This is a genomic window from Maritimibacter fusiformis, from assembly GCF_008086115.1.
GTDB lineage: Bacteria > Pseudomonadota > Alphaproteobacteria > Rhodobacterales > Rhodobacteraceae > Muriiphilus > Muriiphilus fusiformis.
Genome location: NZ_VSIY01000003.1, coordinates 13,921 through 29,118, shown reverse-complemented (window position 1 = coordinate 29,118; position 15,198 = coordinate 13,921). Strand labels below are relative to the sequence as shown.

Annotated in this window: 14 protein-coding genes; 4 read left to right on the top strand and 10 right to left on the bottom strand. The window is 68.3% G+C overall.

The features are described 5' to 3' along the window. Nucleotides 1-11 precede the first annotated feature (11 nt). The gene (locus FVF75_RS00870; protein WP_148375860.1) at nt 12-293 is read right to left on the bottom strand and encodes a hypothetical protein; all 282 of its coding nucleotides are present in this window, start codon (nt 291-293) and stop codon (nt 12-14) included. 123 nt (nt 294-416) lie between these two features. Further along, nucleotides 417-866 (bottom strand): outer membrane protein, encoded by a 450-nt coding sequence (locus FVF75_RS00865; RefSeq protein WP_148375859.1) that lies wholly within the window; start codon nt 864-866, stop codon nt 417-419. Between the two features lie 202 nt (nt 867-1,068). On the opposite strand from FVF75_RS00865, the gene FVF75_RS00860 reads away from it, so the two are divergent. The 3 genes from FVF75_RS00860 to FVF75_RS00850 all read left to right on the top strand — a co-directional run bounded on the left by FVF75_RS00860 (nt 1,069) and on the right by FVF75_RS00850 (nt 4,378). Continuing rightward, complete coding sequence (locus FVF75_RS00860) at nt 1,069-3,045, top strand: heme lyase CcmF/NrfE family subunit (protein WP_148375858.1); 1,977 nt, start codon at nt 1,069-1,071, stop codon at nt 3,043-3,045. Next, nucleotides 3,042-3,491, top strand: coding sequence for a cytochrome c-type biogenesis protein (locus FVF75_RS00855; RefSeq protein ID WP_148375857.1), 450 nt, complete (start codon nt 3,042-3,044; stop codon nt 3,489-3,491). The genes FVF75_RS00860 and FVF75_RS00855 overlap by 4 nt, the downstream gene beginning before the upstream one ends. Nucleotides 3,492-3,598: 107 nt before the next feature. Beyond that, nucleotides 3,599-4,378 carry an enoyl-CoA hydratase-related protein gene (locus FVF75_RS00850; RefSeq protein ID WP_148375856.1) on the top strand — a complete coding sequence of 260 codons (780 nt, stop codon included), beginning with the start codon at nt 3,599-3,601 and terminating at the stop codon, nt 4,376-4,378. A gap of 127 nt (nt 4,379-4,505) precedes the next feature. Here the strand turns inward: FVF75_RS00850 and gltA are convergent, their stop codons facing one another. Both gltA and gltX read right to left on the bottom strand, forming a co-directional pair. Beyond that, nucleotides 4,506-5,801, bottom strand: a complete 1,296-nt coding sequence (gene gltA / locus FVF75_RS00845) for a citrate synthase (protein ID WP_148375855.1) — start codon at nt 5,799-5,801, stop codon at nt 4,506-4,508. Between the two features lie 48 nt (nt 5,802-5,849). Then, nucleotides 5,850-7,262: a glutamate--tRNA ligase gene (gene gltX / locus FVF75_RS00840; RefSeq protein WP_148375854.1), complete on the bottom strand. Its 1,413-nt coding sequence runs from the start codon at nt 7,260-7,262 to the stop codon at nt 5,850-5,852. Nucleotides 7,263-7,339: 77 nt separating this feature from the next. Between gltX and FVF75_RS00835 the strand changes: the two genes are divergently transcribed. Beyond that, nucleotides 7,340-9,385, top strand: coding sequence for a ComEC/Rec2 family competence protein (locus FVF75_RS00835; protein WP_148375853.1), 2,046 nt, complete (start codon nt 7,340-7,342; stop codon nt 9,383-9,385). Nucleotide 9,386: 1 nt separating this feature from the next. Here the strand turns inward: FVF75_RS00835 and lexA are convergent, their stop codons facing one another. The 6 genes from lexA to FVF75_RS00805 form a co-directional block, all read right to left on the bottom strand. Further along, entirely contained in the window at nt 9,387-10,082 is a 696-nt protein-coding gene (lexA, locus tag FVF75_RS00830; RefSeq protein WP_148375852.1) for a transcriptional repressor LexA, read from the bottom strand. 114 nt (nt 10,083-10,196) lie between these two features. Beyond that, nucleotides 10,197-11,369, bottom strand: a complete 1,173-nt coding sequence (locus FVF75_RS00825) for a molybdopterin molybdotransferase MoeA (RefSeq protein WP_148375851.1) — start codon at nt 11,367-11,369, stop codon at nt 10,197-10,199. Continuing rightward, nucleotides 11,366-11,848, bottom strand: coding sequence for a cyclic pyranopterin monophosphate synthase MoaC (gene moaC / locus FVF75_RS00820; RefSeq protein WP_148375850.1), 483 nt, complete (start codon nt 11,846-11,848; stop codon nt 11,366-11,368). The genes FVF75_RS00825 and moaC overlap by 4 nt, the downstream gene beginning before the upstream one ends. Further along, a complete protein-coding gene (gene trpC, locus FVF75_RS00815) occupies nt 11,845-12,645 on the bottom strand; it encodes an indole-3-glycerol phosphate synthase TrpC (RefSeq protein ID WP_148375849.1) in 801 nt (266 codons plus the stop codon). Before trpC ends, moaC begins: the two co-directional genes overlap by 4 nt. Nucleotides 12,646-12,808: 163 nt before the next feature. Further along, a complete protein-coding gene (gene eno / locus FVF75_RS00810; RefSeq protein WP_148375848.1) occupies nt 12,809-14,086 on the bottom strand; it encodes a phosphopyruvate hydratase in 1,278 nt (425 codons plus the stop codon). Nucleotides 14,087-14,123: 37 nt separating this feature from the next. After that, nucleotides 14,124-15,038, bottom strand: coding sequence for a DMT family transporter (locus FVF75_RS00805; RefSeq protein WP_148375847.1), 915 nt, complete (start codon nt 15,036-15,038; stop codon nt 14,124-14,126). Nucleotides 15,039-15,198: the final 160 nt, after the last annotated feature.

Genomic DNA, 15,198 nt, shown 5'->3' with positions numbered 1-15,198 from the left:
GGATCGGGTTGTCACTTCGCCCAGGCGAGGCCGACATAGACCTCACCGGAAAAGCTGAAACCCGTGGGCGCGGACGCTGCGCGCGTCTTCGCCGGGGCAGGCGCGGGCTTGGGGGCGGTGGTCCCGGCCCCGGCCCGCGTCCAGGTGCCGTCGCGGCAGGTGGTCGAGGGCGAACCGGCCCAGTCGAACAGACCGACCGCCGTGCCGGGTTGCCAGCACGAACGCGCGGTCTCGGCGTTGAGCGCCGCCGGAAGGCAAAGGGCGAGCGCGACGATTGCGGGTCTGACAGGCATGCGCATGCGGGGCACCTCCGTGGTTGGCGCCAGTGTGTCACGAATCCCTGCGCCCGGCCAGTGGGGCCGGGCGATGCCACCCGATTGGCGGCGGTTGTGCCGAGGTCGGTCGGCGCGGCCGGCTCAGAACCGGTAGCCGGCGCCGATCTTGCCGTAGTAGATCGGCACGCCGCCCGAGAATTGCCGCAGCCGGTCGAGATCGGCGCGCAGATAGACCTGGTCGGTCACGTTGAATTCACCGCCGCCGCCGATCTGGTAGTAGGTGTTGGCGCCGTTGGTGCCCGCACCGAGCGTGGCGAACAGCATCATCTCCGGGCTGAGCGCATATCCCAGCCGTCCCGCCGCCGTGCCCCAGACCTGGCCGCCGTTGGTGACGAACACGTCCCCCTCGACGCCCGCGATCGCGTCGCCGGCAAAGGCGAAGTTGTAGCCGGCCTGCACGCCGCCCATCCAGCCGACGAAACTGAACGATGTGCCGGCGTAGATCCCGGCATAGGCGCCTTCGAAGCCCTGGGCCTCAGCCGGGGCGATCGCGGCGAGCGTCAACCCCGAGGCCAGCAGAACGGATTTCATTGTTTTTTTCATTTGATCGCTACTCCTGCTCAATGCCCAGATTATCGCATGATTTGCGCCGACAGGCTATCGCCCACCTGCCAGATGTGGCGCCCTGTGGGAAAACCGACACAAGACCGGCCATCCGTGCGCCCGATTACATTTCCGCGACATCGGCGCGCATGGCATTGGCGCCGCCGTCGATCCGGCATATGGTCGCCGCATGATCGCAGAACTTGGACATGTCGCGCTGATCCTGGCGCTTGGGGTTGCCATCGTGCAGGCGGTGGTGCCGATGATCGGGGCGCAGAAGGGCTGGACCGGCTGGATGGCCGTGGCCGCCCCGGCCGCGCTCTTGCAATTCACCTTTACCCTGGCGGCGTTCGGGGCGCTGACCTGGGCTTTCGTGACCTCGGATTTCTCGCTCCGGCTGGTCTGGGCGAACTCGCATTCGGCCAAGCCGATGCTTTACAAGATTTCCGGCGTCTGGGGCAACCACGAGGGCTCGATGCTGCTGTGGGTGTTGATCCTGACGCTGTTCGGGGCGATGGCAGCGGGCTTCGGCTCCGGGCTGCCGCCACGGCTGCGCGCCCGCGCGCTGGCGGTGCAGAGCGCCATCAGCGTCGCGTTTCTCGCGTTCATCCTGCTTACCTCGAACCCGTTTCTGCGCCTCGCCCGCCCGCCGTTCGACGGGCAGGACCTGAACCCGCTTTTGCAAGACCCCGGCCTCGCCTTTCACCCGCCGTTCCTCTACCTCGGCTATGTCGGGCTGAGCATGGCGTTTTCCTTCGCCGTCGCGGCCCTGATCGAGGGCCGGGTCGATGCCGCCTGGGCGCGCTGGGTGCGGCCCTGGACGCTGGCGGCCTGGATCTTCCTGACCATCGGCATCGCGCTGGGTTCGTGGTGGGCATATTACGAGCTGGGTTGGGGCGGTTTCTGGTTCTGGGACCCGGTCGAGAATGCGAGCTTCATGCCCTGGCTGTTCGCCGCCGCGCTGCTGCATTCGGCCATCGTGGTGGAAAAGCGCGAGGCGCTGAAAAGCTGGACGGTCCTGCTGGCCATTCTGGCCTTCGGGTTTTCGCTGATCGGCACCTTCATCGTGCGTTCGGGCATCATCACCTCGGTGCACAGTTTCGCCTCGGACCCGTCGCGCGGCATCTTCATCCTGTTGATCCTGCTTTTCTTTACCGGCGGCGCGCTGGTGCTTTACTCGTTCCGCGCCAGCGCGATGGAGGCCAAGGGCGTGTTCGCCGTGGTCAGCCGCGAAAGCGCGCTGGTGGTCAACAACATCCTCTTGGCCGTGTCCTCGTTCGTGGTCTTCATCGGCACCATGTGGCCGCTGGTGGCCGAGATGTTCTTTGACCGCAAGCTGTCGGTCGGGGCGCCGTTCTTCGAGGCGGCCTTCACCCCCTTCATGGTCGCCATCGCGATCATCCTGCCGATCGGCGCGATGCTGCCGTGGAAACGCGCGCGGCTTGGCCGGGTGGTGCGCTCGCTGGTGCCCGCGATGGTGCTGGCGGTGCTTACCTTCCTGCTGGTCTGGGCGATCCAGAGCGAACGCACGATCCTCGGCCCGGTGGGCTTTCTGCTGGGCGTCTGGCTGGTGGCGGGGGCGGCGACCGACATCTGGCGCCGGCTTGGCGCGGGCGGTATCGGGGCACGGCTGGGCCGGGCTGGCCGGGTGCCACGGGCCGACTGGGGCCGGGTGGTGGCGCATGCCGGGCTGGGCGTGACCTTCATGGGCATCGCGGGCCTGATGGCCTGGCAGGTCGAGGATATCCGCGTCGCCCAGGTCGGCGAAACCTTCGAGGTTGCGGGCTATGAGGTGACGCTGGCCGATGTGACGCGCGAGGAAGGGCCGAACTATTTCTCGACGGTCGGGCTGATGGAATTGCGCCGGGATGGCAAGCTGGTGGCGTCGCTGCGCCCTGAAAAGCGCGTCTATCCGGTGCAGTCGATGCCGACCACCGAGGCGGCCATCGCCAACGGCTTCTGGCGCGACCTCTACATGGTGATCGGCGATCCGCAGGAGGGCGGCGGCTGGGCCGTGCGCACCTTCATCAAGCCCTTCGCCAACTGGATCTGGGCCGGATCGCTGCTGATGGCTCTCGGCGGCACGCTGAGCCTGTCGGACCGGCGCTACCGCGTTGCCGCCGGCGCGACCCGGCGCAATGTCGTGGGCGGGGTGCCGGCGGAATGAAGCGCCTGGCCCTGATCCTCGCCCTGATCGCGGCCCCGGCGTTTGCCGTGAACCCCGATGAGGTGCTCGACGACCCGGAACTGGAAGCGCGGGCGCGCGGCATATCCGCCGAGTTGCGCTGTGTCGTCTGCCGGGGCGAGAACATCGACGAAAGCAACGCCACCATCGCCCGCGACCTGCGGCTTCTGGTGCGCGAACGGCTTGTCGCGGGGGACAGCGACGACGAGGTGATCGCCTACCTGGTCGAGCGCTACGGCGAATACGTGCTGATGAAGCCGACCGTCGATGGGGCCAACGTGCTGTTGTGGTGGGCCGGGCCGGGGCTGTTGCTGGTCGCGGCGGTGGGGGCGGGGCTTTACCTGCGCCGCCGGTCCCGCGCCGACGAGCCGGCGGCCCGGCTGTCGCCCGAGGAAGAGGCCCGGCTGTCGGAATTGATGCGCGACTGATCGGCGGCGTCCGCGACGGGGCCGTCATTGCCGGGTGACGGGGCGTCCGGCTTTTCTTCGCGCGCGAAACCGCTAGTCTGCCGCGAAACCGATTTGCGGAGGGGCGGATGCGCTACCAGACGATTGAATACGACCTGACGGCAGGGGTGGCGGTGATCACGCTGAACCGGCCCGACAAGATGAACGCGCTCAATACCCAGATGCGGGCAGAACTGGTCGACGCGGTCAAGACCGCGGCGGGGGCGGCGCGGGTGATCGTGCTGACCGGGGCGGGCCGGGCGTTCTGCTCGGGCCAGGACCTGGGCGATCCGGTCGATGCCGCACATGTGGATCTGGAACGCGTGCTGCGCGAGGAATACGAGCCGATCCTGCGCGCCATCGCCGAGGCGCCGGTGCCGGTGATCGCGGCGGTGAACGGTGCCGCCGCCGGGGCCGGGGCCAACCTTGCGCTGGCCGCCGACGTGGTGATCGCGGCGCGCTCGGCCTATTTCATGCAGGCTTTCGCCCGGGTGGGCCTGATGCCGGATGCGGGCGGCACCTATGCGCTGCCGCGCACCATCGGGCTGGCGCGGGCGATGGGGGCTGCGCTGTTCGCCGACAAGATCGGGGCCGAGCAGGCCGCCGACTGGGGCATGATCTGGGAGGCGGTGGACGACGACGCCTTTGCCGAGACCTGGCGGGCGCGGGCCGATCACCTGGCCTCCGGGCCGACCCTGGCCTTTGCCGCGACCAAGCAGGCGTTGCGCGCGTCGCACGGCAATTCCTACGACGACCAGTTGGCGCTGGAGGCCCGGTTACAGGGCGAATGCGGGCGTTCGCGCGATTTCAAGGAAGGCGTGCTGGCGTTTCTGGACAAGTCGCGCGTGGCCAGGTTCGAAGGGCGGTAGGTGGGCGCTGCCCCCGGAGCATGTGCGTCAGGGTGAACCGCGGGGGCCAAGCGCGTCATACGGTCGTGCAAGACGAAAAGGCCGCCCGATGTGGGCGGCCTTTGGCGTTTTCGGCTCGGACGAGCTGTCAGCGGTCCTCGACGTCGATGTAGTCGCGCCGGGTCGCGCCGGTGTAGAGCTGGCGCGGGCGGCCGATCTTCTGCGCCGGGTCGGCGAGCATTTCGCGCCACTGCGAGATCCAGCCGACGGTGCGCGACAGCGCGAAGATCGGCGTGAACATCGAGGTCGGGAAGCCCATCGCCTCGAGGATGATGCCGGAATAGAAATCGACGTTCGGATAGAGCTTTTTCGAGACGAAATATTCGTCTTCGAGCGCGATCCGCTCAAGCTCCTTGGCGACCTTCAGGGTCTCGTTGTTCTCGATGCCCAACAGGCCCAGCACCTCGTCGGCGCTTTCCTTCATCACCTTGGCGCGCGGGTCGAAGTTCTTGTAGACCCGGTGGCCAAAGCCCATCAGCCGGAACGGATCGTCCTTGTCCTTGGCGCGCGCGATGTATTCCGGGATGCGGTCGACGGTGCCGATCTCGCGCAGCATCTCGAGGCTGGCCTGGTTGGCGCCACCATGCGCCGGGCCCCAGAGGCAGGCGATACCGGCGGCGATGCAGGCAAACGGGTTGGCGCCGGACGAGCCCGCCAGCCGCACCGTCGAGGTCGAAGCGTTCTGTTCGTGGTCGGCGTGCAGCGTGAAGATCCGGTCCATCGCGCGCGCGAGGATCGGGTTGACCTCGTAATCCTCGGCCGGCACGGCGAAGCACATGTAGAGGAAGTTCGACGCATAATCGAGCGAGTTCTTCGGATACATGAACGGCTGGCCGATGGAATACTTGTAGGCCATCGCGGTGATCGTCGGAACCTTGGCGATCATCCGCACCGCCGCCACTTCGCGCTGCCAGGGGTCGTTGATGTCGAGACTGTCGTGGTAGAAGGCCGACAGCGCGCCGACCACGCCGACCATGGTGGCCATCGGGTGCGCGTCACGGCGGTAGCCCGAGAAGAACTTGGTGATCTGTTCATGCACCATCGTGTGACGGGTCACGCGCATCTCGAAATCCTCGAGCTCCTGCGCGGTCGGCAGATGGCCGTAGAGCAGCAGGAAACAGACCTCGAGATAATGGGATTTCTCGGCCAGCTGGTCGATCGGATAGCCGCGATACAGAAGCTCGCCCTTGTCGCCGTCGATGAAAGTGATCTCGCTTTCGCAGGCCGAGGTCGAGGTGAACCCGGGGTCGTGGGTAAAGACATTGCCCAGCGCATAGAGCTTGGTGATGTCGATCACGTCCGGCCCGGCGGTGGGCGAATACATCGGCAGTTCGAGGTTCGTGTCGCCGAAGCTGAGCTTTGCCGTTCCCGTCTGGTTCGCCATCTTTGTCCCTTTCGTTGAGGCCCGCCGGTCCGGATCGACCGGTCGAGGTTAGGCGGCGGCGTCCGTCAGCCGCGCCACGGTTTCTTCTCGGCCGAGCAACAGCATCATGTCGAACACGCTGGGGGTCGCAACCCTCCCGGCAAGCGCCGCCCGGAGCGGCGCGGCAAGTTTGCCAAACTTCGTGTCATGAGCTTCGGCCAGAGCGTTCAGCACACTCTCGAGTTCTTCGCGCACCCAGCTAGCAGTTTGCAAATGCGGCGTCAATTCTTTCAGTATACGACGGGATACATCATCCAGCGCCGCTGCTGCCTTCTCATCCGGCACCATCGGGCGCGATGTCAGGATAAAATGCGCCTTGTCAAGGAGTTGCGGCAGGGTCTTGACGCCGCTTTTGATTGCGGGCAGGGCGCGGGCCAGCGCGCCGCATTCGGCCTCGGTCAAAGACGGGCGACCGGCTGCCGCAAGGTAATCCTGCACCTGCGAAACCAGGGTCGCCTCATCCGTCATGGCGATGTGCTTGCCCGAGATATTGTCGAGCTTCTTGAAGTCGAAACGCGCCGCGCCCTTGCCGATTCCGTCGAGATCGAACCAGTCGCGCGCCTGGGCGTCGGTGAACACCTCGTCGTCGCCGTGGCTCCAGCCCAGCCGCGCGAGATAGTTGCGCATCGCGGTCGCCGGGTAGCCCATGGCGCGGTATTCCTCGACCCCGAGCGCGCCGTGGCGTTTCGACAGTTTCTTGCCGTCGGGGCCGTGGATCAGCGGGATATGCGCCCAGACCGGCACGTCCCAATCCATCGCCTGATACACCAGCATCTGGCGGGCCGCGTTGTTGAGGTGGTCGTCGCCCCGGATCACGTGGGTCACGCCCATGTCGTGATCGTCGACCACCACGGCCAACATGTAGGTCGGCGTTCCGTCCGAGCGCAGGCAGATCATGTCGTCGAGTTGGTCGTTGCGGATGGTCACGTCGCCCTGCACCCGGTCCGCGATCACAGTGGCGCCGTCGCGCGGGGCCTTGAGGCGGATGACGAACGGCGCGTCCGGGTGGTCGGCGGGGTCGGCGTCGCGCCACGGGCTCTGGAACAGCGTCGAGCGGCCCTCGGCGCGGGCGGCCTCGCGGAATGCGGCGATTTCGTCCTGGCTGGCGAAGCACTTGTAGGCATGGCCGCGCGCCAGCATCTCGTGCGCCACCTCGGCGTGGCGGTCGGCGCGGGCGGCCTGGCTGATCGCCTCGCCATCGTGGTCGAGCCCAAGCCAGCGCATCCCCTCGAGGATCGCCGCCGTCGCCTCCGGCGTCGAGCGTGCCCGGTCGGTGTCTTCGATGCGCAACAGGAACTTGCCGCTGCGCCCGCGGGCATAGAGCCAGTTGAACAGCGCCGTGCGTGCGCCCCCGATGTGCAGATAGCCGGTCGGCGAGGGGGCGAAGCGGGTCACGACCGGGGGCGTCTGCTGCGAAGTCATGGGCGCGTTAACCTTTTGGAAACCATGTTCGGGTGAATGTGGCGCAGGTCTAGACCTTGCCAAGGGAGAGAACAAGGGTGAGCCGTCTGGCGCTGATCTCGGGACGGCTGGAGCGGTTGCGCGGACGGCTCTTGCTGTTTGCGCCGGTCTGTCTGGGCAGCGGCATCGCAACCTATTTCCGCCTGCCGGTCGAGCCCGGCGCGCTGGCCTGGGCGCTGATCGGGCTGGGGGCGCTGGCGCTCATGCTCATCGGGCTGCGCTACTGGCCGACGCGCTGGACCGGGTTGGCCAGCCTTGCCTTCGGGCTGGCGCTGGTGCTGGGCGGGCTGCTTGCCGGGGGTCTGCGCACCGAGACGACGCGGGCGCCGGTGCTCGATTTTCGCTACTACGGGCCGGTGGAGGGCCGCATCGTGACCATCGACCGCTCGGCCTCCGAGGCGGTGCGGCTGACGCTGGACCGGTTGCGGCTGGACCGGGTGCGCCCGGACGAACTGCCGGTGCGGGTGCGGGTGTCGCTGCATGGCACACAGGGCTTTCTGATCCCCGAACCCGGCCAACGCATTGCAATGACGGCGTTTCTGTCGGCTCCCGAAGGGCCGGTCGAGCCGGGCGGCTTCGATTTCCGGCGCATGGCCTGGTTCGACCGGATCGGCGCGGTCGGCTACACCCGGGCGCCGGCCCTGATGCTGGCCCCGGCCGAAACCGGCCTCGGCGGGCTGGTCATCAGCCGGCTTCGGGCGCGCATTGCGCAGGCGGTTCAGGCCATCGTGCCGGGCGAGGAAGGCGCCTTCGCCGCGGCCATCCTGACCGGCGACCGGACCGGCATCGCACCGGCCACGCTGGCGGCGCTGCGCGGCTCGAACCTGTCGCATCTGCTGGCGATTTCGGGGTTGCACATGGGGCTGTTGACCGGTTTCGTCTTCACCGCCCTGCGCTATGTCATGGCCTTGATCCCGGGCTTCGCGGCGCACTACCCGATCCGCAAGATCGCCGCGGTGGGCGCGCTTCAGGCCGGGGCATTCTACCTGGCCCTGTCGGGCGGCAACGTGGCGACCGAGCGCGCCTTCGTGATGGTCGCGGTGATGTTCGGCGCGGTGCTGCTGGACCGACGCGCGCTGACGCTCAGGGCGGTGGCCGTGGCGGCGCTGATCCTGTTGGCGGCGCAGCCCGAGGCGCTGGCCGAACCCGGCTTTCAGATGTCGTTCTCGGCCACCACGGCGCTGGTCGCGGTGTTCGGCTGGCTGCGCGATTGGGACGGGCCGCGCCTGCCACGCTGGCTGCGCCCGGTGTCGGCGGTGGTGATCTCGTCGGCGGTGGCGGGGGCGGCGACGGCGCCCTATGCGGCGGCACATTTCAACCAGGTGTCGCATTTCGGGCTGGTCGCCAACCTGTTGGCGGTGCCGGTGATGGGCACGCTGGTGATGCCCGGCGCAGTGCTGGCGGCGGTGCTGACGCCGGCCGGGTTGGCCGGTCTGGCGCTCAACCTGATCCGCTGGCCGATCGCCTGGATTCTCGCGGTGGCCGAGCGGGTGTCGGGCATGGAGGGCGCGCTTGGGCACGTGCCAAGCCCGGCGCCGGTGGTGCTGGGGCTGATCACCGCCGGGGGCCTGTTCGCGGTTCTGGCCACCGGTCGGCTGCGGGCGCTGGCGCTGGCGCCCCTGGTTCTGGGCTTCGCGATCTGGTCCGACACGACACGTCCTGACGTGCTGGTGTCGTCGGGTGGCGGGCTGGTGGGCAGCATGACACCGGCCGGTCGGGCGCTGTCGAAAGAGCGGGGCGAGGGTTTCGCCGCGGCAAGCTGGCTGGAAAACGACGGCGACGCGGTGGCGCAGGTGGTGGCCTTTCGCCGGGGACAGGACAGGGACGGCGCGTTTCGGATCGGGGCCGCGCGGCTGGTGCACCTGACCGGCCAGGGCGCGGCGGCGCGCGTGGCGGCGGCCTGCGCCGAGGCCGATATCGTCGTCGTCACCGCAGAGGTGCCGGAGCCGCCGGCGGGCTGTGCGGTCTATGACAAGCTGCGGCTGGCCGAGACCGGCGCGCTGGCGCTGCACGTGGACGGTGAGGGCTTGCGGATCGTGACCGAAGCCGAGATGTCCGGCCAGCGCCCCTGGACGCGGCGCTGAGTCAGTAGCTGCGGATCAGGCCGACTAGCTTGCCCTGCACCTTGACCTGACCGGCGCGCAGCAGGCGGGTTTCATAGGCCGGGTTCGCGGCCTCGAGCATGATCATCTCGCCCGACTTGCGGAACCGCTTCAGCGTCGCCTCGTAGCCGTCGACCTGCGCCACCACGATGTCGCCGTTGTCGGCGTGGGATGTCTCGCGGATGATCACCACGTCGCCCGAGTTGATGCCGGCGTCGATCATCGAATCGCCTTTGACTTCAAGCGCGTAATGCGGCCCCTTGCCGACCATCGACCCGGGCACGGCAACCTGGGTTTCGCCGTCCTCGATCGCCTCGATCGGGGTGCCGGCGGCGATCCGGCCCAGCAGCGGCAATTCCATCGCCTGTGCCCCGCCCAGCGGTATCGCGGCCGGGGGCGTGCGGTCGGGACGGTCGCCGTCGATCACCCGCGGCTCGAACCCGGCGTGGCCGGACGGGTCCAGCGCCTCGGGCAGCTTGACGATCTCGATGGCCCGCGCCCGGTGCGCCAGCCGGCGGATGAAGCCGCGTTCCTCGAGCGCCGTGATCAGCCGGTGGATGCCGGATTTGGAGCGCAGGTCCAGCGCCTCTTTCATCTCGTCGAACGAAGGCGGCACGCCGTCGCGGCTCACCCGCTTGTGGATGAATGCCAATAGATCGAGTTGCTTGCGGGTCAGCATGGCGCCAGTCCTCCGAACCTGTCGCGCCCGGGAATGCGGGCTTGTTCGGGGAATGTTCTAGCCGCGTTCCCGTTTCGTGTCAACAATACCTGCCGGGCCGGGTGCGCTTCGCGATCAGAAGGAAACGTAGTCGACCAGTTCGCCCGCCTTGCGCGCCGCATCGCCCGTCGGGCGCACCAGGAGCGCGTCGGCCTTGTGCAGGATGCTGAGCATGGCGCTGTCCTGGCGGGCGAGGGGCCGGATGCCCTCGGGCGTGAGGCTGGCGCGCATGTAGTGTTCGCGGGGCCCGTTCGCGGGCACGTCAACGGCCAGCGGCGCGCTTTTGCGGGGCGCCGGATGGGCGCCGAGGCCCTGCATGGCGCGCAGCATCGGCAGGATGAAGATCGTGCCGCAAACCATGGATGACACGGGATTACCTGGCAGTCCGACCATGACCGCGCCGCCCATGCGCCCGGCCATCAGGGGCTTGCCGGGGCGCATTGCCACCTTGTAGAAACTCTGCTCGAGACCCAGTTCGGCGGCGACCGGACCGACCAGGTCGTGATCCCCCACCGAGGCGCCGCCGATGGTCACGACAAGGTCCGCGCCCTCGGCCAGACTAAAAATCGTGCGCAGGCTTTCCACGTTGTCACGGGCAATCGGCAGCAGGCGGGCGCGGGCGCCGGCGGCCTCGACCATGGCCTTAAGTCCGAAGGCGTTGGAGGCGATGATCTGGTCGGGGCCGGGGGTCTCGCCGGGCATCACCAACTCGTCGCCGGTGGCGATCAGGGCGACCTCGGGGCGGCGTGACACGGTGACCTCGGCGTGGTTCATGGCGGCGATCAGGGCAAGGTCGCGCGCGCCCAGCACCCGCGGTGCATCGAGCGTCGCGCCGATGGTGAAATCCATGCCGAGGGGCCGCACGTAAGGGCCGCGGTCAAGCTCGGCGCCCAGCGTGATCAGGTTGCCCTCGCGGGTCACGTCCTCCTGGATGATCACCCGGTCGGTGCCGACCGGAACCGGCGCGCCGGTGAAGATGCGCACCGCTTGCCCCGCGCCCACGTTGCCCTCGAAACGCGTACCGGCGGCCGAGGTGCCGACCACCTTGAACATCGCGCCGGGCTCGGCCTCGACGCCCTTGAGCGCATAGCCGTCCATCGCGGCGGCGGCGAACGGGGGCTGGTTGCGCTCGGCCACCACCGGCTGGGCCAGAACCCGGCCCGCGGCCTGGGCAAGGCGCACGCGTTCGGTGCCGAGGGGGCGCGACAGGGCGAACAGCGCCTCCAGCGCCTCGGCCACCGAGATCATGCGTCGGCCTCGTAAGTGCCGGATTTGCCGCCGGTTTTCGTCACCAGCCGGATGCCCTCGATGCGCATCCCCTTCTCGGCGGCCTTGAGCATGTCATAGACCGTGAGTGCTGCCGTGGTCACGGCGGTCAGCGCCTCCATCTCGATGCCGGTCTGGCCCGAGGTCTTGACCGTGGCCGAGATCCGCACGCCGGGCAGGGCGGTGTCGGGGGTCAGGTCCAGCGCCACCTTGGTGATCGGCAGCGGGTGGCACAGCGGGATCAGGTCGGCGGTCTTCTTGGCCCCCATGATGCCCGCGATCCGCGCAATGCCCAGCACGTCGCCCTTGCTGGCCGTGCCCTGCATCACCAGGTCGAGGGTTTCGGGCGTCATCACCACGCAGCCCTCGGCCACGGCGGTGCGGTCGGTCACGGGTTTGTCCGAGACATCGACCATATGCGCCTGGCCCTCGGCGTCGAAATGGCTGAGCTTGTCGGTCATGCCGGCACCGGATTGGCCAGGATCGCGCGGGTCGCGGCCTCGACATCGGGCTGTCGCATCAGGCTTTCCCCGATCAGGAAGGCGCGCGCGCCGGTGGCGGCCATCTCGGCCAGGTCGGACGGCGTGGAAAGGCCGCTTTCGCAGACCAGAAGCCGGTCGGGCGGGGCCAGGCGGGCCAGCACGCGGGTGGTGTCGAGCGAGGTCTCGAAGGTCTTGAGATTGCGGTTGTTGATGCCCAGAAGCGGCGATTTCAGCGCCGTGGCGCGCTCAAGCTCGGGGGCGTCGTGGACCTCGACGAGCACATCCATGCCCCAGGAAAACGCGGCGTCTTCCAGTTCGGCGGCCTGGGCGTCGGTGACGCTGGCCATGATGATCAGGATGCAGTCGGCCCCCAACGCGCGGGCCTCGGCGACCTGGTAGGGGTCGTAGAGGAAATCCTTGCGAAGCGCCGGGAGGCGGGTGGCCGCGCGCGCCGCGACGAGGAACTCGTCCGCGCCCTGAAAGCTGGGCGTGTCGGTCAGCACCGACAGGCAGGTCGCCCCGCCGGCCTCGTAGGCGCGCGCCAGTGCGGGCGGGTCGAAGTCGGCGCGGATCAGGCCCTTGGAGGGGCTGGCCTTTTTCACCTCGGCAATCAGGCCATAGCCTGTGCGCGTGGCCTCTTGCAGCGCCTTTGCAAAGCCGCGCACGGGGGCGGCGGCGCGAGCGGCGGCCTCGACCTCGACAAGCGGGCGGGCGGCCTTGCGCGCGGCCACCTCGTCGAGCTTGTAGGCCTTTATCCGGTCAAGCACGTTGGTCATGGCAATGGTTTACGCGGGCTTTGTCGGGTCGGCAATGGCAACGGCCACCCGCCCCTTGTTGCAATGCTTCTTTGCTCGAAAAATACCTTCGGGGGGAAGTTCAATTCGCGCCGCGAATTGAACATGGGGGGCAGACAGCCCCCTGCGACCCCCGCCATCCGCCTCAGCCCTTCAAAACCGAGCGCCCGGCATACTCGGCGGTTTCGCCGAGTTGTTCCTCGATGCGGATCAGCTGGTTGTATTTCGCCAGCCGGTCCGAGCGCGACAGCGAGCCGGTCTTGATCTGGCCGCAGTTGGTGGCGACGGCGAGGTCGGCGATGGTGGCGTCCTCGGTCTCGCCCGAGCGGTGGCTCATCACGTTGGTGTATCCGGCGCGGTGCGCCATATCGACGGCGCGCAGCGTCTCCGACAGGGTGCCGATCTGGTTGACCTTGACCAGCATCGAGTTGGCCACGCCCTTCCTGATCCCGTCGGCCAGCCGCGTCGGGTTGGTGACGAACAGATCGTCGCCCACCAGTTGCACCTTGTCGCCCAGCTTGTCGGTGAGCAACTTCCAGCCGTCCCAATCGTCCTCGGCCATGCCGTCCTCGATCGAGATGATCGGGTAGTCGGCACAGAGAGCTGCCAGGTAGTCGGCGTTTTCCTCGGAGGTCAGCGACAGGCCCTCACCCTTCATCTCGTATTTGCCGCCCCGGTAATACTCGGTCGAGGCGGCGTCGAGGGCGAGGTAGATGTCCTGGCCGGGTTTGTAGCCGGCCTTCTCGGTGGCCTTGAGGATGAAATCCAGCGCCTCGCGGGCCGAGGACAGGCCGGGGGCAAAGCCGCCCTCGTCGCCGATGCCGGTGTTGTGGCCGGCTGCCGACAGTTCCGCCTTGAGGGTATGGAACACCTCGGCGCCCATGCGCACCGCCTCGCGGATGTTGGCTGCGGCGACCGGCATGATCATGAATTCCTGGATGTCGATCGGGTTGTCGGCATGTTCGCCGCCGTTGATGATGTTCATCATCGGCACCGGCAGGATGCGCGCCGACGAGCCGCCGACATAGCGATAGAGCGGCAGGGTCGAGAAATCCGCCGCCGCCTTGGCCGCTGCCAGCGACACGCCGAGGATCGCGTTGGCGCCGAGGCGGGCCTTGTTGGGGGTGCCGTCAAGCTCGATCATGGTGGCGTCGAGCGCCTCCTGCTCGGTCGCGTCGATGCCGGCCAGCGCCTCGGCGATCTCGCCGTTGACGGCGGCCACGGCCTCGAGGACGCCCTTGCCGCCATAGCGCGCCTTGTCGCCGTCGCGCCGCTCCACCGCCTCGTGCGCACCGGTCGAGGCGCCCGAGGGCACCGCCGCGCGGCCCATGGTGCCATCGTCGAGGATCACGTCGACCTCGACGGTCGGGTTGCCGCGGCTGTCGAGGATTTCACGGGCGAAGATGTCGATGATGATGCTCATGGCGGCTCCCGGTAGGCTGGTGGTGGGCTTTGGGTGGTCAGGTGTCGGTCGGGGGCGTCATACCCTGCGCGGCCGGGCTTTGGAAGGGCGCGCGCGCCATCGCCCGACGCTCGCGGATCAGGGTGTAGAGCCCGGCGCCGACCACGATGGCCGCGCCGATCAGCATCCAGGCGTCCGGGCGTTCGGCAAACAGCGCCCAGCCAAGCAGGATGCCGAACACCAGCCGGACATAGCGAAACGGGGTGACGACGCCGACTTCGCCCGCCTGCATCGCCAGCGTCAGCGCGTGATAGCCGATCATCGCCAGCGCAACGGCGCCCGCGATCATCGCCATCTCGGTGCCGTTCAGGCGCACCGCGCCGCCCGAGATCGACAGCATCACCGCGCCAATCGGGACCAGCAGCATGAAGCCCCAGGTCGAGGTTTGCAGAGGGTGAACGGAACGCGGCTGGTGGCGGCTGCCAAGGTCGCGCACCGACAGGCCGAGGGCCGCGATGATGGCAACCACCGCGCCGGGGTCGAACGCGTTTGCCCAGGGGCGCAGGATGATCAGCACCCCGGCCAGCCCCGCCCCGATCGCCATCCAGCGACGCCAGCCGACGCGCTCGCCAAAGAACAGGATCGCCCCCAGCGCGACGAAGATCGGGTTGGCCTGCAACAGCGCCGAGGCCAGCGACAGCGGGATCAGCGTCAGCGCCATCACGAAGGCCGAGGTGCCGACGACCTCGCCGGCGTTGCGAAACAGGATCATCGGGTGAAAGAAGGCGCGCGACCAGATGCAGTATCCCGCCCGGTTGGCCAGGATCGCGAACAGAAAGCCGCCCGCCGCCCCCATGTAGATCAGCACCTGGCCCAGCGGCACGGTCTGGGTGATGGTCTTGATGAACGCATCCTCGGCGGAAAAGCCGAGCATCGCGAGGATCATCAAAAGCGCGCCGCGCAGGTTGTCCATGTCGGCCTCCGGGGGTCGGGCAGGGTTGGGAACGGCCCCGCGATACGCCCGGGCGCGGGGAAAGGGAAGGGGGGCGGCGGTTTTCGTGGACTAATGGCGGGGCGTGTCCTGAAGAGCGCAGTTTTGCGCCGCCAGCCAAAATCATCGAGCTGTCCGAGGT